This is a genomic window from Ectothiorhodospiraceae bacterium BW-2 (assembly GCA_008375315.1).
Taxonomy (GTDB): Bacteria; Pseudomonadota; Gammaproteobacteria; order Thiohalomonadales; family Thiohalomonadaceae; genus BW-2.
This window is the reverse complement of record CP032507.1, coordinates 554532-572317: the sequence shown is the minus strand read 5'-3', so window position 1 is coordinate 572317 and position 17786 is coordinate 554532. Positions and strand designations below refer to the sequence as shown.

Annotated in this window: 17 protein-coding genes and 1 tRNA gene; 17 read left to right on the top strand and 1 reads right to left on the bottom strand. The window is 52.4% G+C overall.

The window, feature by feature from the left end:
- The first annotated feature begins 28 nt into the window (after positions 1 to 28).
- From rlmN to D5085_02570, 11 genes are all read left to right on the top strand, one after another.
- On the top strand, positions 29 to 1135 hold the full coding sequence (rlmN, locus tag D5085_02620) for a 23S rRNA (adenine(2503)-C(2))-methyltransferase RlmN (GenBank protein ID QEP42126.1): 1107 nt from the start codon (positions 29 to 31) through the stop codon (positions 1133 to 1135).
- Positions 1132 to 1869 (top strand): type IV pilus biogenesis/stability protein PilW, encoded by a 738-nt coding sequence (pilW, locus tag D5085_02615; protein QEP42125.1) that lies wholly within the window; start codon positions 1132 to 1134, stop codon positions 1867 to 1869. Before rlmN ends, pilW begins: the two co-directional genes overlap by 4 nt.
- Positions 1866 to 2888 (top strand): DUF4115 domain-containing protein, encoded by a 1023-nt coding sequence (locus D5085_02610; protein QEP42124.1) that lies wholly within the window; start codon positions 1866 to 1868, stop codon positions 2886 to 2888. Before pilW ends, D5085_02610 begins: the two co-directional genes overlap by 4 nt.
- Before the next feature lie 3 nt (positions 2889 to 2891).
- The gene (locus tag D5085_02605) at positions 2892 to 3974 is read left to right on the top strand and encodes a flavodoxin-dependent (E)-4-hydroxy-3-methylbut-2-enyl-diphosphate synthase (protein QEP42123.1); all 1083 of its coding nucleotides are present in this window, start codon (positions 2892 to 2894) and stop codon (positions 3972 to 3974) included.
- Between the two features lie 9 nt (positions 3975 to 3983).
- A complete protein-coding gene (locus tag D5085_02600; GenBank protein QEP42122.1) occupies positions 3984 to 5258 on the top strand; it encodes a histidine--tRNA ligase in 1275 nt (424 codons plus the stop codon).
- Between the two features lie 60 nt (positions 5259 to 5318).
- Positions 5319 to 5960 carry a hypothetical protein gene (locus D5085_02595; GenBank protein ID QEP42121.1) on the top strand — a complete coding sequence of 214 codons (642 nt, stop codon included), beginning with the start codon at positions 5319 to 5321 and terminating at the stop codon, positions 5958 to 5960.
- Complete coding sequence (locus tag D5085_02590) at positions 5957 to 7135, top strand: hypothetical protein (GenBank protein QEP42120.1); 1179 nt, start codon at positions 5957 to 5959, stop codon at positions 7133 to 7135. The genes D5085_02595 and D5085_02590 overlap by 4 nt, the downstream gene beginning before the upstream one ends.
- A gap of 14 nt (positions 7136 to 7149) precedes the next feature.
- Positions 7150 to 8568 (top strand): ribosome biogenesis GTPase Der, encoded by a 1419-nt coding sequence (der, locus tag D5085_02585; GenBank protein QEP45023.1) that lies wholly within the window; start codon positions 7150 to 7152, stop codon positions 8566 to 8568.
- A gap of 136 nt (positions 8569 to 8704) precedes the next feature.
- On the top strand, positions 8705 to 9460 hold the full coding sequence (locus tag D5085_02580; GenBank protein QEP42119.1) for a triose-phosphate isomerase: 756 nt from the start codon (positions 8705 to 8707) through the stop codon (positions 9458 to 9460).
- 8 nt (positions 9461 to 9468) lie between these two features.
- Positions 9469 to 9864 carry a preprotein translocase subunit SecG gene (secG, locus tag D5085_02575; GenBank protein QEP42118.1) on the top strand — a complete coding sequence of 132 codons (396 nt, stop codon included), beginning with the start codon at positions 9469 to 9471 and terminating at the stop codon, positions 9862 to 9864.
- A gap of 15 nt (positions 9865 to 9879) precedes the next feature.
- A tRNA-Leu gene (locus D5085_02570) sits at positions 9880 to 9964 on the top strand.
- A 182-nt stretch (positions 9965 to 10146) separates the two neighbouring features.
- Here D5085_02570 and D5085_02565 read toward each other — a convergent pair.
- Positions 10147 to 11730, bottom strand: a complete 1584-nt coding sequence (locus tag D5085_02565) for an L-aspartate oxidase (GenBank protein QEP42117.1) — start codon at positions 11728 to 11730, stop codon at positions 10147 to 10149.
- Positions 11731 to 11859: 129 nt separating this feature from the next.
- On the opposite strand from D5085_02565, the gene D5085_02560 reads away from it, so the two are divergent.
- The 6 genes from D5085_02560 to D5085_02535 all read left to right on the top strand — a co-directional run bounded on the left by D5085_02560 (position 11860) and on the right by D5085_02535 (position 17778).
- The gene (locus D5085_02560) at positions 11860 to 12330 is read left to right on the top strand and encodes a hypothetical protein (protein ID QEP42116.1); all 471 of its coding nucleotides are present in this window, start codon (positions 11860 to 11862) and stop codon (positions 12328 to 12330) included.
- A 10-nt stretch (positions 12331 to 12340) separates the two neighbouring features.
- Positions 12341 to 13798: a DegQ family serine endoprotease gene (locus tag D5085_02555; protein QEP42115.1), complete on the top strand. Its 1458-nt coding sequence runs from the start codon at positions 12341 to 12343 to the stop codon at positions 13796 to 13798.
- 98 nt (positions 13799 to 13896) lie between these two features.
- A complete protein-coding gene (locus D5085_02550; GenBank protein QEP42114.1) occupies positions 13897 to 14997 on the top strand; it encodes an amidinotransferase in 1101 nt (366 codons plus the stop codon).
- 32 nt (positions 14998 to 15029) lie between these two features.
- Positions 15030 to 16211, top strand: a complete 1182-nt coding sequence (locus D5085_02545) for a hypothetical protein (GenBank protein ID QEP42113.1) — start codon at positions 15030 to 15032, stop codon at positions 16209 to 16211.
- Positions 16212 to 16221: 10 nt separating this feature from the next.
- Positions 16222 to 17004 (top strand): hypothetical protein, encoded by a 783-nt coding sequence (locus D5085_02540; protein QEP42112.1) that lies wholly within the window; start codon positions 16222 to 16224, stop codon positions 17002 to 17004.
- A 60-nt stretch (positions 17005 to 17064) separates the two neighbouring features.
- Positions 17065 to 17778 carry a phosphoribosylanthranilate isomerase gene (locus D5085_02535; protein QEP42111.1) on the top strand — a complete coding sequence of 238 codons (714 nt, stop codon included), beginning with the start codon at positions 17065 to 17067 and terminating at the stop codon, positions 17776 to 17778.
- The last annotated feature ends 8 nt before the right edge of the window (positions 17779 to 17786 follow it).

Sequence of the window (17786 nt, the reverse complement as noted above, 5' to 3'; positions counted from 1 at the left end):
CCGACCAGACCTCACGATTCAACCAACCATGCCCCTAGCTGACACAACCAATCTGCTCACTCTGCCCCGCAATGAACTGGCCGACTTTTTTGTCGCTATGGGGGAGAAGCCCTTTCGAGCCACTCAGGTGATGAAGTGGATCTATCAGCTAGGGGTGAGCGACTTTAACGAGATGACTAATTTGAGTAAGGGGTTACGGCAGCGGTTAGCTGAGGTGGCCAACCTTACCTTGCCTAAAGTGGTGCTAGATGCCCCATCAATGGATGGCACCCGTAAGTGGCTATTGGAGCTTGAGGATGGCAACTGTATCGAGATGGTCTTTATCCCCGAGGAGGGGCGCGGTACCCTCTGTGTCTCATCGCAGGTCGGTTGTAGCCTCGCTTGCAGCTTCTGTTCGACGGCTCGGCAAGGGTTTAACCGTAACTTGACGGTCGCGGAGATTATCGGTCAGCTAGTGGTGGCGACTCGGCTCCTAGGGCTGCCCGAACGGGGGGAGCGATCGGTGACTAATGTGGTCTTGATGGGCATGGGGGAGCCGCTGCTCAATTTTGAGAGCGTGGTGAGGGCGATGAGCCTAATGCAGGACGATTTTGCCTTTGCTATCTCCAAACGGCGTCTAACTTTGAGCACTGCCGGAGTGGTGCCGGCTATCGTAAGGCTGGCCGAGGTGAGCGATGTCTGTCTGGCGGTCTCGCTCCACGCCTGTCACGATGCGCTCCGCAGCGAGCTGGTACCGCTAAATCGCAAATATCCGCTGGCGCAGTTAATGGGGGCGTGTCGCGACTTTTTGGCTAAAATGCCCCCTAGACGGCGCATTACTTTTGAGTATGTGATGCTCGATGGTGTGAATGACAGCGATGCAGATGCGAAGGCGTTAATTGGCCTGCTGGAGACGATCCCCTCCAAAATTAACCTCATCCCCTTTAACCCCTTCCCTCATGCCCCCTATCGCTGCTCGCCACCGGAGCGGATCGAGCGCTTTCGACAGCGGTTGATGGCGGCCGGTATTGTGACGATGACTCGCAAAACTCGGGGTGAGGATATCGCCGCTGCCTGTGGGCAGTTGGTGGGTGAGGTTAATGATCGCACCCGTCGCAGTCGGCGACTGAGTGGCGAGTTGGCGATAGGTGGATAGGGGTGGTGATCTGGGTCTGGTGGATAGTTGGACTCCTGTTGGCGGGGTGCGCCTCGACTACGGTCAATGAGCCGGCGGCGCGATCTAACGCGGAGCTAGGGTTGCAATATATGACGCGGGGTAACTATGAGCGGGCACTGGAGAAGCTGGAGCGGGCGCTGGGGTATGATCCCGATTCAGTGCTAACCCACCACTATCTGGCAGAGCTCTATCGGCGGTTGGAGCGGCCGAAAGAGTCGGAGCAGCACTTTTTAGAGGCGATTAGTTTAAGTCGGGAGGGGGACTCTCGGCTCTATAATAACTACGGCGTCTTTCTGTGTGAACGGCAGCGAGTCGAGGAGGCGCGGCAGCAGTTTGAACGAGTGTTGCAAAATCCGGTCTATCCTAAGGCGGATATTTACGAGAATCTCGGTTTTTGCTACCAAAAGGTGGGCGATAATGGGGTGGCCGAGAGCTATTTTCGTCAGGCATTAGGGCTAAAGCCTGAACGGGCGAAGAGTCTGTTGGCGATGGCGCAGCTCTCATTTGAGCAGGGCAAGACGCTCTCTACAAGGGCCTGGTTACAGCGGCTGCACGCGGTGCAGCCCCCGACAGCAGAGACGCTTTGGCTTGGGATTCAAGTGGAGCGGCAACTGGGGGACTTTAACTCTGCTGATCAGTTAGGCAAAATGTTGATGGAACGATTTGCCGAGTCAGAACAGGCAGCAAACTATCTGGAAACCATTAAACCATGAGTGATGAACAGCAACCGCAGCGGGTGAAACAGGAGCCGGCTGCCGATCTATATGCCATCGGGGAGCGACTGAAGCGGCTGCGAGAGGAGCGGCAACTTAGTCGTGAAAAGGTGGCGCAGGCGCTACGACTCCATGTGCGAATGATTAGTGCGCTAGAGGAGGGGGATATGGCGGCTCTGCCAGGGCCGACTTTCATTATGGGCTATCTGCGTAGTTACGCCCGTCTGCTCGATATTCCCGCTAGCGAGGTGGCGCTCTTTTCGGTACGCGATGTCGAAAAATCGACGACGATTACCTCCCATGTAAGCGAGGGGGGGGGCGCGGTGCCTCGCCGAGTCTCAAATCGCTCTCGGCCGATGTTACTGCTACTGCTGCTGTTACTGCTGTTAGTGGCCGTTTATGGCTGGGTGATGGAGCAGGGGGGGGAGCTATCGTTGCCCTCCTTTCCTAGCGGCGATGTAGCTAGCCACCCGGAGTCGATTCTACCGCCGACGATCGAGCCGGGTGAGGGGACGCTGCTGCCGCAGCTCTATGATTTAGACGCGTTAGGCGATTCAGACGATGTAAGACCGGTCGCCGATGAGCTGGAGTTAGAACCAGAACCAGAACCAGAACCAGAACCCTCTGTGGAGCTGCCTCCCGAGAACTTTTCGGCGTTAACCGCAGAGGCGTTGAGGGGGGATGGTGATGAGGGGGGGGCTGAGATGCCGCTCTCTCTCCCCGAAGAGCCGGTGCTCAATAGGCCGCCTGTCGAGAGTGGCGCTGAACCTATCGTGGCCGAGGGGCAGTTACGACTGACATATATCGCCGATAGCTGGACGGAGGTCTTTGATGCCCAAGGGCGGCGGCGTGTGTTCGGTATTTTAAAGCGAGGGAGTGAGGAGGTGATTGAGGGGGAGCCCCCCTTTAGCCTCTTTTTTGGGTATGCGCCCGGGGTCGAGGTCTATTACAACGGTCAACTGGTTGATCATACCCCGCACCATCGTAAAAGTATGGCTCGATTTGAGGTGGGAGGGTAAGTTGTGGTTCGTTCACATAGCTGGATAAAGCGGCGCCAGAGCCGCAAAATCTATGTCGGTTCGGTTGCCGTCGGTGGTGATGCGCCGATTAGTGTGCAGAGTATGACCAACACTGAGACCTGCGATATTGAGGCGACGGTGGCTCAAGTCGAAAGGTTGCGTGAGGCGGGGGCCGATATGGTGCGTATCTCGGTACCGAGTGCCGAGGCGGCCGATGCGTTTGGTAAAATTCGGGCACAAGTTGCGACGCTGCCGCTGATTGCCGATATCCATTTTGATCACACGATTGCCCTGCGGGTGCTAAAGCATGGGGTGGACTGTTTGCGCATTAATCCGGGTAACATCGGTCGAGAGGAGCGAGTGCGGGCGGTTATCGAGTCGGCGCGGGATCGGAATGTGCCGATTCGGATCGGTGTGAATGCCGGTTCGTTAGAGAGAGAGCTACAGAAAAAGTATGGCGAGCCGACCCCCGAGGCGATGGTTGAGTCGGCGCTGCGCCATATCGATATTCTCGATAGGCTTAACTTTGCCAATTTTAAGGTGAGTTTAAAGGCCTCAGATATCTTTATGACGGTGTTAGCCTATCGTCAGCTCGCCGGGCAGATTGAGCAGCCACTCCATCTAGGGATTACTGAGGCCGGTGGTTTGCGTTCTGGCACGATAAAGTCGGCGGTGGGGCTAGGAGTCCTGCTTTCAGAGGGGATTGGCGATACGATTCGTATCTCCCTTGCAGCCGATCCGGTGGAGGAGGTGAAGGTCGGCTTTGAACTGCTTAAAGCGCTACAGTTACGCCAAAAAGGGATTAATCTTATCGCCTGCCCCTCCTGTTCGCGGCAAAATTTTGATGTCATTGCGACAGTGAATGCCCTAGAGCAGCGGTTAGAGGATATTCAGCAGCCGCTCGATGTGGCCGTTATCGGCTGTGTGGTGAACGGCCCGGGGGAGGCGAAAGAGGTGGCAGTGGGTCTCACGGGGGGGCAGCCTAATCTGCTCTATGTGGGGGGGGAGCCGCACAGTAAGGTTAGCAATGAGGCGCTGCTCGATAGGCTTGAGAGCCAGATTCGACAGCAGTTACAGCAGGGATAAGGAGAGGAGATGACCAAACCGATTCAGGCCATTCGTGGCATGAACGATACTCTACCGCAGCAGAGTGGTCGCTGGCAGCAGCTAGAGGCGATCTTGCAGCAGCTATTGCAGCGCTACGGCTATCAGGAGATTCGCACGCCGGTGGTGGAGATGAGTGAGCTATTTAAACGCTCCATCGGCGAGGTGACCGATATTGTCGAAAAGGAGATGTACTCGTTTACAGATCGTAACGGCGATAGCCTAACCTTACGACCGGAGGGGACGGCTAGTGTCGTGCGGGCGATGATGCAGCATGGTCTGTTGGTCAATCAGGTGCAGCGGCTCTGGTATCGGGGGCCGATGTTTCGCCATGAGCGACCACAGAAGGGCCGCTATCGCCAATTTCATCAGCTAGGCGTGGAGGTGTTTGGGCTGTTAGGTCCCGATATCGATGCCGAATTGATCGCCATGAGCAGTCGCTTGTGGCGAGAGTTAGGGTTGCAAGAGAGGGTCACTTTGCAACTTAACTCACTCGGCAGTCGTGAGGCGCGAGGGGCCTATCGTCAGCAGCTAATCGACTACTTTAGTGATCACGCTAGCGAGTTAGATGAGGATAGCCAGCGCCGTTTACAGAGCAACCCGTTACGAATTTTAGATAGTAAAAATCCAGCAATGAAGGCTCTCATTGCCGCCGCACCGCGCTTGCTCGACTCTCTCGATAGCGAATCGGCGGAGCACTTCGCGCAGCTAGGTGAGTTGCTGCACCAAAGCGGCGTTGCCTACCAAATTAACCCCTGTCTAGTGCGGGGGTTGGACTACTATGGTAAAACGGTGTTTGAGTGGGTGACCGACTCTTTAGGTGCCCAAGGCACGGTCTGTGCGGGTGGGCGCTACGATGGCTTAGTGGAGCAGCTCGGCGGTAGAGCGGTGGCGGCAGTCGGTTTTGCCATCGGGCTGGAGCGGTTGCTGGCGCTGATTGATGAGGCCGGTCAGCTCCCTGAGCCGCCGCCGCTCGATCTCTACCTTGTTTTGATGGGGGAGGCGGCGCAGCGCCAAGGGGTCGCACTCGCCGAACAGCTGCGTGATGCGGTGCCGACGCTGCGGTTACAGCTCCATTGCGGCGGCGGTAGTGTTAAGAGCCAGTTTAAAAAGGCGGATCGTAGTGGTGCCCGCTGGGCGCTCATCGTCGGTGATGAGGAGCTAGCGCGAGGTGAGCTGGCGCTTAAACCGCTACAGGAGTCGGGCGAACAGCAGCAGTTAACGCTGTCGGCGGTGGTGTCGTGGCTACAGTCGCAGTTGGCTTAGGTTGGCTAGGCTTTAGATGACATTGAGAGTTGAATTGAGTAACTTTTGTAGGAGAGTAGGGTGCAGTCGTATCAGAGTGATGAAGAGCAGGTTGAGGCGCTAAAGGCGTGGTGGGATGAGAATGGCAAGCCGCTGCTTATCGGCATTGCGCTGCTGTTAATCGGGGTCTTTGGCTATCGGTTTTGGATCGATCGGCAGCTAGCGCAGGCGGAGCAGGCGTCGATTCGGTTTGCCCTGTTACAGCAGCTACAGCAGCTCGATCCTGAGGGGGCCGAGGCGCAGCTAAGCTCGTTGCAGCAGGAGTTCGGCTCCAGCCACTACGCGCTGTTAGGGGCGTTAACGGCGGCTAAAATGGCGGTTGAGGCGGGCGATTTGGCTAAGGCTGAGTCGGGGCTACGCCAAGCGTTGGCGCAGCAGCCTGAGCCCCCCTATCGTGATCTAGTGCGTCTGCGTCTAGCGCGGATCGTTTTAGCGCAGGGACAGGTGCCACAGGCAGAGGAGGTGCTACAGGCCCCCTTTAGCGAGCCATTTCAGGCGGCAGTCGAGGAGCTGAAGGGCGATATCGCGCTGCAAAAGGGGGATCGCCAGCAGGCAGCTGCCGCCTATACTAGAGCGCTACAGGGGTTGGCCGAGAGTGTCGGGCGTCGCGAGATTGTGCAGATGAAGCTCGACGATCTGGCTCTACAGGAGAGCGCAGGTTGAGAGTATTACTCCTAGGGGTAGTGCTGTTGTTAAATGGCTGTCTGCCACTGCCACAGCCACAGAGTGATCCCCATATTCGCTGGAGTCGGGAGCTGGGGTTAGGGGGGGCCGGACAGCACTTGCAGTTGCAGAGTGTGGTCGAGGCGCAGCAGCTCTATTTGGCTAGCCATCACGGGCAAGTTTGGGCGCTCAATCGGCTCAATGGGAAACTGATTTGGCAGCAGCAGCTCGCTAAACTGGCGCTGGCACCAGAGCTACAGCGGGTCAATAGTGGCCCGCAGCTACTAGATGGCCGGCTACTGCTCGGCAGTGATGGCGGTCTGGTGGCGCTGGCCGCTGCTAGTGGTGAGCTACTGTGGCAACAAGCCTTGAATGGTACTGTGACTTCGCTGCCGGTGGCGTTAAATCGGCAGCAGCTCCTCGTTCGCACCGCTAATGGCTATCTGTATGCACTCAATAGCGATAACGGAGCTATCGCTTGGAGCTACCAGTGGCCGCTCCCCCCCCTCACCCTCTACGGGGAAGCGCCACCGGTGGTGGTCGGGGAGCTAATCTTAATCGGTACCGCTTCCGGTAAACTGCTCGCTCTATCGCATAACGGCCTACCGCAGTGGGAGTTCGATGTGGCTAGCTCTCGGGGACGGAACGAAATTGAGCGATTGATCGATGTCGATGTGGTCACGGCGGGTGAAGGGGTGGTCTATCTCTCCGCCTATCAGTATGGCACTGCCGCGATTCGGGTGGATGATAAACCAGGCGTTCTCTGGTCGCGGAAGGAGTTTACTACCGAGCCGATGCTACTTTATAACCATTCACTGCTCTTAAGTGGCCATGATGGCCAGCTCTTTCGTCTCGATGCCAATAATGGCGAGACGCTGTGGCGCCAAGCGGCGTTAGCAGGGCAGCGATTGAGCGCGGCGACGCTCATCTCAGAGGAGGAGCTGGTGGTTGCTAATAGCGAGGGGGATCTATTTCGGCTCTCTTGGCAACGAGGCGAGCTGTTGCAGCGAATCGCGGGGGGGCGGCTGCTAGAGCGGTTGGGTGCCGTCCCTGAGTTGGGCCACTATAACGCCCCTTTCAGTCGTAAAGCGGCTATCTTTAGCGCTCCGGTTGCTGCATCGCAAGGGTGGTTCTACACGCTCGATCAGCGTGGCGTGCTATTGGCACTACACTAGGAGTCTATACAATGATGGTGCCTCTGATTGCCCTTGTTGGCCGACCGAATGTTGGTAAATCGACCCTGTTTAACGCGCTAACTCGTCGCCGTGACGCGCTGGTGGCCAACTTTCCTGGTCTGACTCGTGACCGTCAATATGGTCATGGTGTGGTGGGGGAGAGCCCCTATCGCTTGATCGATACCGGTGGTTTAACCGGCTCGGGGGAGAGTATCGACGCGCTGATGGAGCGCCAAGCGCTGCAAGCGGTGGAGGAGGCCGATGCGGTACTGTTTTTAGTCGATGGCCGTGAAGGGGTATCGGCAGCCGATGAGGCGATTGCCAAGGTGTTGCGCCAATTTGGTAAACCGCTCTGGTTAGTGGTGAATAAAACGGATCGAGTCGATACCGAGGTGGCGTTGGTCGAATTTTATCAGTTAGGGTTGGGCGAGCCGATTCCGATCGCAGCCGTGCATAACCGCGGTGTGCGTTCGCTAATGACGCAGGTGCTACAGCATGAGGCGCTGCAACTTGAGAGTGGTGAGGCGCGTGATGATCCCGAGGGGGGGATTAAGGTGGCGGTGGTTGGTCGGCCGAATGTCGGTAAATCGACGCTCATTAATCGTATTCTAGGGGAGCTACGGGTGGTGGTATTCGATATGCCAGGCACCACTCGTGATACTATCTATATTCCGTTTGAACGCGATGGTCAGCACTATACCCTCATCGATACCGCCGGCGTGCGGCGACGGGCGCGGGTAAAGCAGACGGTTGAGAAGTTTAGCGTAATCAAGACGCTACAGGCGATTGATGATGCCCACGTGGTGGTAATGCTGCTCGATGCGCACGAGTCGATTAGCGAACAGGATGCCCATCTGCTCGGTTATGTGCTAGAGGCAGGGCGGGCGCTGGTGGTGGCGGTAAATAAGTGGGATGGCTTAGAGAGCGATGCTAGGCAGCAGATTCGAGATCAGTTGACGCTAAAGCTCCCCTTTCTCTCCTTTGCTAAATGTCACTTTATCTCAGCGCTACATGGGAGTGGGGTGGGTGATCTATTTGGCTCGATCTGTCAGGCCTATAACGCCGCCTTGCGTGATCTGGCCACCCCGCGACTCACGGAGCTGCTGCAGAGCTTTGTCGCCGCCCATCCGCCGCCGCTGGTGAATGGACGCCGGATTAAGCTCCGCTATGCCCATCAGGGGGGACGAAACCCTCCGGTCATTGTGATTCACGGTAATCAGACCGCAGCACTGCCGGAGAGCTATCGCCGCTATCTGGAGAATAGCTATCGTGAGGCGTTGCACCTACAGGGGACGCCAGTGTCGATTGAGTTAAAACAGGGGGAGAACCCCTACGCTAATAAGCCAAATCGACTCACCCCACGGCAGCAACGGACTCGGCAACGGCTGGTGCAACACATCAAAAAGAGTGACAAACGGCGCAAGGGGCGTTAACTCCCCCTAACCCCCCCCACGCCGGGGGCTAAAAAATAGGCCAGATTTCACACATTGGTGATTGATTCTTGCTCGATGAGCGGTTATCATTCCGCGCTCATTTAGCAACGGCAAATTTTTAGGAGATGATCTACCCATGCGTACCCCACTGGTAGCAGGAAATTGGAAAATGAATGGCTCTTTAGCATCGGTTGGAGCGCTGCTAGAGGGTATCAAGCAGGGAATCGCTGAGGTCAATTGTGCTGAAGTGGCTGTCTGTGCACCGTTTGTCTATCTGCCACAGCTACAGCAGCAGCTACAGGGGAGTGTGATCGCTTGGGGGGCTCAAAATATGAGCCAGCACGAGAAGGGGGCCTATACTGGCGAGATATCGGCCGCCATGTTGCAAGATTTCGGCTGTCGCTATGTGATTGTTGGCCACTCTGAGCGCCGCAGTTACTATGGTGAGAGCGATGCGTTGGTGGCAGAGAAGTTCGCCGCAGTTCGTGCGGCCGCCATGGTGCCGATCCTCTGCATCGGTGAGACACTAGAGGAGCGCGAGGCTAACATCACTAACGATGTGGTGACTAGGCAGCTAGAGGCGGTGCTTGAGCGTGAGGGGGTGGCGGCACTGGCTGATGCAGTCATCGCCTACGAGCCGGTTTGGGCTATCGGCACCGGTAAAACTGCCTCTCCGGCGCAGGCTCAGGAGGTGCACGCCTCTATTCGTCAGCGCCTTGCCGAGCAAGATAGTGCGGTCGCCGCCAAGATCCGAATCCTTTATGGTGGTAGTATGAACGCCGCTAATGCCGCAGAGCTGCTAGCTCAAAACGATATTGATGGCGGACTTATCGGTGGTGCATCGCTCAAGGCTGACGATTTTCTGACCATCGCTCGCGCTGCTAATCGATAGTCTATCTTATGCAATCGGTTATTCTGGTTATCCATATTCTGGCCGCCTGTGGTCTGGTCGCTTTTGTGCTACTACAGCAGGGTAAGGGGGCTGAAATGGGAGCCGCTTTTGGTAGTGGTGCCTCATCGACAGTCTTCGGTAGCCAGGGCTCTGCCTCATTTTTAACCCGTACCACGGCGATTCTCGCGACTGTTTTCTTTATTACCAGCTTGACGCTAGCCTACTTCTCCACTGGGAGTAAGGAGCGGGAGAGTGTGGTGGATAGGGTTAGCGATACGCCGACAGTGGTCGAGAGGAGGGTGGAAGATCTTCCCGTCACACCGACGGTGGAGGGGAAAGAGGGCGATATGCCACCCGCACTACCGGCAGCGGACGACTCTCAGCCCGCCGCTACCGGCCAATAGTGATGATATATTTATGCCGACGTGGTGAAATTGGTAGACACGCTATCTTGAGGGGGTAGTGACGCAAGTCGTGCCGGTTCAAATCCGGCCGTCGGCACCAAATAGAAAAAAGTCGTTATAAACGGCTTTTTTTTTACCTTATAAGGTTGCATTGTTGGTCAAAATTGGTAATAATCAGGTCACGGTTTGTAACAAACAACCATCTTGCCAGTTGGGTGCACTCGGCAAGATGCTTTTTTCGGGGTCGCATTGGCCCCGTTTTTTTTGTCTATCGATTCTGCTCTACTCTGCGGGCGGCTGTTGTAAAACGGTGTTTTTGGCCTGTGGTAGTGTTTTTGGATAGTCGAGGGTGTAGTGTAGGCCACGGCTCTCCTTGCGCATTAGGGCGCAGCGAATAATCAGATCGGCAACTAAGGTTAAGTTTCGCAGCTCAATTAAGTCGCTATTGACTCTAAAGTGGCTATAGTACTCATCTATTTCGTTTAGTAACAGATCGACCCGATTTTTGGCTCGCTGTAGCCGCTTGCTGGTACGAACAATCCCAACATAATCCCACATAAATCGCCGTAGTTCGGCCCAGTTGTGTGAAACTACCACCGCTTCATCTGAGTCGATAACGCGGCTCTCGTCCCATTCGGGCAGGGTGGAGATCGGCGCGACCCTATCTAGGCGCGTCATAATCGTTTTGGCGGCGCTGTGGGCAAAGACGACGCACTCTAGTAGCGAGTTGCTGGCCATGCGGTTAGCGCCGTGTAGGCCGGTAAAGGCGGTCTCGCCAATGGCAAACAGGTTGGTAATGTCGGTTTCGGCGCTCAAATCGGTCACCACGCCACCGCAAGTATAGTGTGCCGCAGGAACGATTGGGATCGGATCACGGGTAATATCGATCCCAAGTTCTAGGCAGCGCTGATAGATCGTAGGAAAGTGGCTGAGAATAAAGTCGTCTCGTTGATGGCTGATATCGAGGTAGAGGTGGGAGACTCCAAGCCGTTTCATTTCGTGGTCGATTGCGCGAGCGACAATATCTCTTGGCGCGAGCTCCGCTCGTGGATCAAAGCGATCCATAAAGCGCTCCCCATCAGGGAGCTTTAGTAGTGCTCCTTCACCGCGCAGCGCTTCGGTAATTAGGAACGATTTTGCTTTAGGGTGGTAGAGGCAGGTGGGGTGGAATTGATTAAACTCCATGTTAGCGACCCGGCAGCCGGCACGCCATGCCATGGCGATACCATCTCCGGTGGAGAGATCGGGGTTGCTAGTATAGAGATAGACTTTGCTCGCGCCGCCAGTGGCTAGGACGACGAAGCGGGCACCAAAGAGCTCTACTCGATCGGTAAGGCGGTTATAGACATAGCAGCCTAGTACCCGATTGTCACTGCCCCCTAGCTTCTGTGCTGTCATTAGATCGATGGCAATCATCTGGCTGCGCAGTTCGATTTGGGGGCACGCTTTCGCTTGCTGTAACAGGGTGGTCTCTATGGCGTAGCCGGTGGCATCGGCGGCGTGAAAGATGCGTCGATGGCTATGCCCCCCCTCACGGGTTAGGTGGAACTCCTGTGCAGTACGGGTAAAGGGGACTCCAAGATCGATTAACTCCTGTAGTGCCTGTCGTCCCTGTTCGGCAACATAGTGGACTGCTACCGGATCGCTCAATCCGGCACCGGCGATGAGTGTATCTTCAATGTGGGATGCGACCGAATCGGCGGGGTGATCAACCGCTGCAATTCCCCCTTGAGCGTAGAGGGTCGAGCCTTCGGCCAGATCCCCTTTAGCTAGTACTAAAACTCGGCACTGTCGCGCGAGGGAGAGCGCAAGCGTCAGACCGGCAGCGCCGCTGCCAATAATTAATACATCAAAACTATTATTCATGCCGGTTATTAGGTAAGGTGACTGCTCTGTAGGGGTTAAAAAATGTTGTTGCAAAGGTTTCAGTTTGATGACAACACTACTATGTTGACGAGAGAGTGGCAACTCAATTAATAGCTTGAGGTGAGTGCGATGATTGAAAATGTGGCGTCGATTACACACATAGAGGGGGAGTATGCTTGGTTAGAGGCGGAGCGGCAGGGCGGTTGCCAGAGCTGTCGTGGCGGTGATAGCTGTTCCACTTCGGTGCTGGCTAAGCTCTTTGGCGGCCAGAGTAGTCGTTTTCGAGTGCGCAACTCCCTCGGTTTGGGGGTAGGTGAGCAGGTGGTGGTGGGTATTGAGGAGCGAACGCTGTTGCTCAGCTCACTTCTGCTCTATCTGTTGCCGCTGCTTTTGCTACTACTCTTCGCTGCGATAGGTGAACGGGTGGGGGGAAGCGAACCCTATGCCGTGGTGGGGGCGCTGTTAGGATTGATGGCAGGGCTCCTCTTGGTTCGTGTCGCAGGGCGACTGTTAAGCGGCTGGCTCCCGCTGGAGGCAGTGATGCTCCGACGCTCCCTGCCGACGCCATTTTTGATGCCAATTAACTCAATTAAGGAGTGAAATTTAGACGATGAAACGACAACACTACTTTTCGTTTTTGCTTAGTTGCGGGGTGATGTTGCTACTGGTGGCGCTGCCGCTATCGGCGCTTCCGGCTGTAGGGCTACCTAACTTTACCGAACTGGTCGAGCAGAACAGCCCTGCGGTGGTCAATATCAGTACCCACCAGAGGGTGAAACGCTCAGGGGTGGAGCTATTTCAGATCCCGAATGAGTATAAGGGGACGCCTTGGGATGATCTGCTCAAGCGTTTTTTTGGGGATAACTTCAATTTTCATCCTCAGCCCGATGGTCACGGCGATGGCTTTGAGTCGCAGTCGCTCGGTTCGGGGTTTATTATCGATGAGCAGGGTTTCGTGTTGACAAATAACCATGTGGTCGAGAATGCCGATACGATTTTAGTCCGTTTAAGCGATCGGCGCGAGCTGGAGGCGGAGGTGATCGGAACCGATCCGCAGACTGATTTGGCGCTACTAAAGATTAATGCCGATAATCTGCCAGTGGTTAAGTTTGGTGATAGTACCGACTTGAAAGTGGGCGAGTGGGTGATGGCTATCGGCTCCCCCTTTGGTTTTGATCACTCGGTCTCCGTCGGTGTGGTGAGCGCTTTAGGGCGTAGCCTGCCCTCTGAAAACTATGTACCGTTCATTCAGACTGATGTGGCGATTAATCCCGGTAACTCGGGTGGGCCGCTGTTTAATCTTAGCGGCGAGGTGGTGGGGATTAACTCCCAAATCTACAGCCGTACTGGTGGATTTATGGGGTTGTCGTTCGCGATTCCGGTCGATGTGGCGCAAAATGTGGTCAAGCAGCTCAAAGAGAACGGCTCTGTGGCGCGTGGTTGGCTCGGTGTGCTGATTCAGGATGTAACCCGCGAGCTGGCTGAATCGTTTGGTATGGATCGCCCTCAGGGGGCGCTGGTAGCCCAAATACTGGATGGCTCGCCGGCTGCTGAAGCGGGTCTTGAGGTGGGCGATATTATCCTTGCCTATAATGGTACTGAACTACAGCGCTCTTCCGATCTACCGCCACTGGTCGGTAAAACTCGGATCGGTAAGAGGGCCGAATTAAAACTGCTGCGCAACGGCAAAGAGATGGCTTTAAAGGTTGAGATAGGCGAGCTACCCCAACAGGGGGCGAACGCTAGTCGCAGCCGTGTGGCACCTAAACCACCGGCTCCGAAAGGGGAGGTTGCCAGAGTCGGTTTAGTGGTAGCCGAGGTGAGCCCGCAACAGCGCAAACAGCTCAATATTGAGAGTGGCGGTGTGATCGTAGAGAAGGCTGAAGGGGTTGCCTTGAGTGCTGGTCTGCGTCAGGGAGATGTGATTACCCAGTTTAATAATCGCCAAGTGAAGGGGGTCGAGTCGTTTATGGAGCTAGTGGGTGATGTGGCTGCGGGTCGCTCTGTTCCGGTTCTGGTTGTTCGTCAAAGTGGTCCACGCTTTTTAGCATTGAAAGTAGCTGAATAGCCGTCTCCCACTAGTTGCTGTTTTGGGGGCGATAACCTAGATACCCTGTTTATTACTACCGCCCCCTTTTATTTTTGATAAATAATGATGAAAAAATAATGAGTGATAATGCACAAACAACATCCGCATGCCCGGTAAATTCTTATACTGAATGGGATCCCTTAGAAGAAGTCATTGTCGGCAGATTGGAAAATGCTGTATTTTCTTCCTGGAATGTTATCAATGATCACACGGTTGCGCCCGGTGAATGGGAAAAACTGACCGCCAGAACTGCGGGTGCTGGCAGGCCTTATCCGCAGCACTTAATTGATGGCGCTCAAAAAGAACTGGATGAATTCATTCATATTTTGGAAGCAGAAGGCGTAACGGTACGCCGACCGGATATTGTCGATTACACGCGACCCTACGCCTCACCGGATTGGCACATGGCGCATGGTTTTTGTGCCGCCAACCCACGAGATCCTTTCATCGTGATTGGTAACGAAATCATTGAAACACCTATGGCGGATCGAGGACGCTATTTCGAAGCCTGGGCGTATCGCTCTCTGTTTAAAGAATATCTCAAAGCTGGCGCACGTTGGAGCGCAGCTCCCAAACCTCAACTCACGGATGCTTTATACAAAACCGATCATCGTTTTCCTGAAGCCGGAGAACCAATGGGTTACGTACTTACTGAATTTGAACCGGTATTCGACGCTGCGGATTTCGTGCGTTGTGGACGGGACTTGTTTGTGCAACGTAGCCATGTCACTAATGATTTAGGTATTCTGTGGTTGGAGCGTCACTTAGGTAGTGATTACAACATCCATGTGCTAGAAACCTGCAATCCTGAAGCTATTCATATCGACACGACCTTTATGCCCTTGGCCCCCGGCAAAGTAGTGGTTAGTCAGGATTATATCGACGTAAAAAAATTGCCTGATATCTTGAAAACTTGGGATATTCTAGTAGCCCCTGAGCCTGTCCCCAATAAAGATCCCATTCAAGCAGTGAGTAAGTGGATTGCTATCAATATATTGATGCTGGATGAAGAGCGCGTTATTGTCGCTAAAAATCAACAGCCGCTCATTAAGGCTTTCAAGAATTGGGGATTAAAGCCTATTCCATGTGCTTTTGATAATTATTATCCGTTTCTAGGCGGTTTTCATTGTGCAACCTTAGATATTCGTCGTCGTGGTGGATTAATGTCTTATTTCTGATAAGAATTTATACATAACAAACAGGAAAAATAATGCCTGACAATCAACAAGAGATGATCTTTTTGACGCGTTACTCACAAGCCCGCGTCCAGCTATATGAACAAACGAATATTGCAAAGTGCCCGAAAGATACGCTATTTAATTTAGGACAAGAAGCCTCTGCAATCTTAAAATATATGGACGATCTTCAGGATGAAACATTTGGGATTGATAATGCCGAAACGATCATTGATGCCATTGTCGGCACAGAAGATGCCTATGAGCGTCTTGCTGCTTTTGTTGGTAAGGTGGTAAAACAGCTAGGTGCTGTTTCTAAAGAAAGTCTTTTTTATTTGTGCCCTGAATCCGCGCAACCTACAGTGTTTCAACAAACGCCAGAGATCACAGGCGAACAAATTTCTTTAAATGCTTATCTTGATTATCTTTTGCAGCAAGGTAATCAGTTACCGGACATTTCGCATTGTTTTACCCATCAGCGTGACATGGAAATTTGGCAAGAAAATACCCGTTCAGTCATACAAGAAATTGTAAACTTTATGCGATGGATGCAGCCTCGTTTGCAACAGCATCCGGCTGTTACTCCGGTATTTTTATTGCGCGATACTTTATTGGTTTATTTGGGCTTTGTCTGGCTACAAAATCAAGGAATGCAATTGCCGCCACTGAAACCCTTGTTATTAAATCGTACAGTGCTAAAATATTGTGCCGGTGATACTGAATTTTATTATACGATGGCTGATACCTTATACGACACGTTAAACCAGCAGGGTGAGTGTGATTTGCATGTGTTTTGCCACGATTATATTAAGAAGCTTTTTGCCCATGCTGATTTACCTCAGGCGTTTTGGCAAGTATCAAAAGCACAATTAGATATGCTTCAAACGGGACAGCCATTGCTCATTGTTGAAACTGGTGTGCTCGCTTCTTTTCCATTATGGTTGTTAGCCTTAGCAAAAGAAAAAAGCAGTTTCGTTTTGTATGCTACGGCACCTTGGTTATTACCTATTTACAAAGATATTACCTTCCAAAAGAATTACCATTATTTAATCCAACTTGAAAAACTTGTTATACAAGATTATTTGTTTCAGTTTCACCATTTTTTAGATACAGAAACCATTGTACAGAAAACCGCTAATCAAGAAATAGAAAGCCTGGCTCTTTATGAATTAGCTTGCTTTAAGGAACTTCTGTTTCAGGGTTTTTCCACTCTATAAGGAGTCATAAATGGCAACATTGCATCAGGCAGTTCAAACAGCTAATGACAACGGGGCTTTGGCATTGATGATTTATGTTATTCCCAATTTTCCCGATCCTGATACCTATCATGTAATACTCGATATTTTACATGAACATCCCAGCGTTACTATTATTGAAACGACTTTTCCCGTTACTTCAAAATTTTCTGATTTTGCCAATCAAATTATCCGCACTGCCCATCAAACGGCTTCTCAGTATCAAAACGCTTTAACCGTACTAGAAACATTGCAAGCTTTTAAAAAACCTTCCGTTGCCGTGGTCTATCAAGAAGTGGTTGATGCCTTGGGTTTTGAAATCTTGCTGCAAAAAATGTACGGCAAGATTGACTCTGTTTTACTTGAATGGGAAGTTGAAGATGTCAAACCGTATGTTGAGCAGTCCAAACGCTACGATATTGAGTTTATTCAATGCGTCTATCCGGAAATGACTGAAGCCGATATGGAGAAATACTTAGGTAGTGCGGTTAAAGAGCCACTGGTTTATCTAACTTCAGCATCAATGACCGGCGCGAAATTATTCTCTCATTCAGAATTGAACGAGTGCATTCGACGCTCAAAAGCCTATCGTTCTGACATCAAGATAATGGCTGGCTTTGGAGTTAGAACTCCGGATGATATTCGCAAGCTTAAGCAACTTGAAAAATTAGATGGTGTTATTATTGGTACTGCGTTCTTGGAAGTCATGCGGCAAGGCGTCGATCAGGTGACAATTTTCCTCGATAGTCTTACCCCTGCTTTGCTGCTTGATTAATATACTTAAGAGTGTTCATTAGAAGTTCAATAATAAACCTGCTTGAGAGGATACCAATTAATGAATCATGTATGGGATCTTAGCGTACACTATACCCGCATTAAATTATGTGAATTTGAATCTTTAGACGCCGCCTATGAGGCTTCATTTATTGGTGCGGATTTTCTAGGTTTTCATATTTTTAGTGATCAAGATTATCTGGCTAAAGCAGAAAAATTCAAACATATTTTTTCTTATCTTCCAGCGAACATTTGTAAAACACTACTGACAGATTTAACTGGCGATACATTGCTTGATATTCTCTCTACATTGAAAGCAGCTGATGCCATTCAAGCCTATGCACCTATTTCTCGTCAGGAAATAACTAAACTACGAGAAAAAATGGGGGGGGATTTTAAAATTATTAAATTAATGTCAGAAAAGTCTGAAGAAAATCAGATGAGTGACGATGAGTTTATTCGCTACTACGATGATGTGGTAGATGCTTTTCTGTTAGATAGTGCTTGGATAGGCGGAACGGGGAAAACCGGTAATTGGCAACATTGCGCGGAAATCGTGCGCAAGTGCCAATCTCCGGTTTTTTTAGCAGGAGGCTTGAATCCAGACAATATTCACCGTGCAATTGAAACGGTCAAACCGTTTGGTGTTGATGTAGAAAATGGTGTGAGCGACAGAATGTCGGACGGCTTAAGAGTCAAAAATATGCTCAAATGCCGCTTATTCATTGAAAAAACAAAAGAAGCCGACTGGCTATTGCACGAAGGATGTAGATAGCAAATTTG

Excerpts from the sequence above, each read along its gene's own strand:
- rlmN (QEP42126.1), top strand. The coding sequence starts at position 29 with ATGCCCCTAGCTGACACAACCAATCTGCTCACTCTGCCCCGCAATGAA.
- D5085_02610 (QEP42124.1), top strand. The coding sequence starts at position 1,866 with ATGAGTGATGAACAGCAACCGCAGCGGGTGAAACAGGAGCCGGCTGCC.
- D5085_02600 (QEP42122.1), top strand. The coding sequence starts at position 3,984 with ATGACCAAACCGATTCAGGCCATTCGTGGCATGAACGATACTCTACCG.
- der (QEP45023.1), top strand. The coding sequence starts at position 7,150 with ATGGTGCCTCTGATTGCCCTTGTTGGCCGACCGAATGTTGGTAAATCG.
- D5085_02580 (QEP42119.1), top strand. The coding sequence starts at position 8,705 with ATGCGTACCCCACTGGTAGCAGGAAATTGGAAAATGAATGGCTCTTTA.
- secG (QEP42118.1), top strand. The coding sequence starts at position 9,469 with ATGCAATCGGTTATTCTGGTTATCCATATTCTGGCCGCCTGTGGTCTG.
- D5085_02565 (QEP42117.1), bottom strand. The coding sequence starts at position 11,730 with ATGAATAATAGTTTTGATGTATTAATTATTGGCAGCGGCGCTGCCGGT.
- D5085_02560 (QEP42116.1), top strand. The coding sequence starts at position 11,860 with ATGATTGAAAATGTGGCGTCGATTACACACATAGAGGGGGAGTATGCT.
- D5085_02555 (QEP42115.1), top strand. The coding sequence starts at position 12,341 with ATGAAACGACAACACTACTTTTCGTTTTTGCTTAGTTGCGGGGTGATG.
- D5085_02550 (QEP42114.1), top strand. The coding sequence starts at position 13,897 with ATGAGTGATAATGCACAAACAACATCCGCATGCCCGGTAAATTCTTAT.
- D5085_02545 (QEP42113.1), top strand. The coding sequence starts at position 15,030 with ATGCCTGACAATCAACAAGAGATGATCTTTTTGACGCGTTACTCACAA.
- D5085_02540 (QEP42112.1), top strand. The coding sequence starts at position 16,222 with ATGGCAACATTGCATCAGGCAGTTCAAACAGCTAATGACAACGGGGCT.
- D5085_02535 (QEP42111.1), top strand. The coding sequence starts at position 17,065 with ATGAATCATGTATGGGATCTTAGCGTACACTATACCCGCATTAAATTA.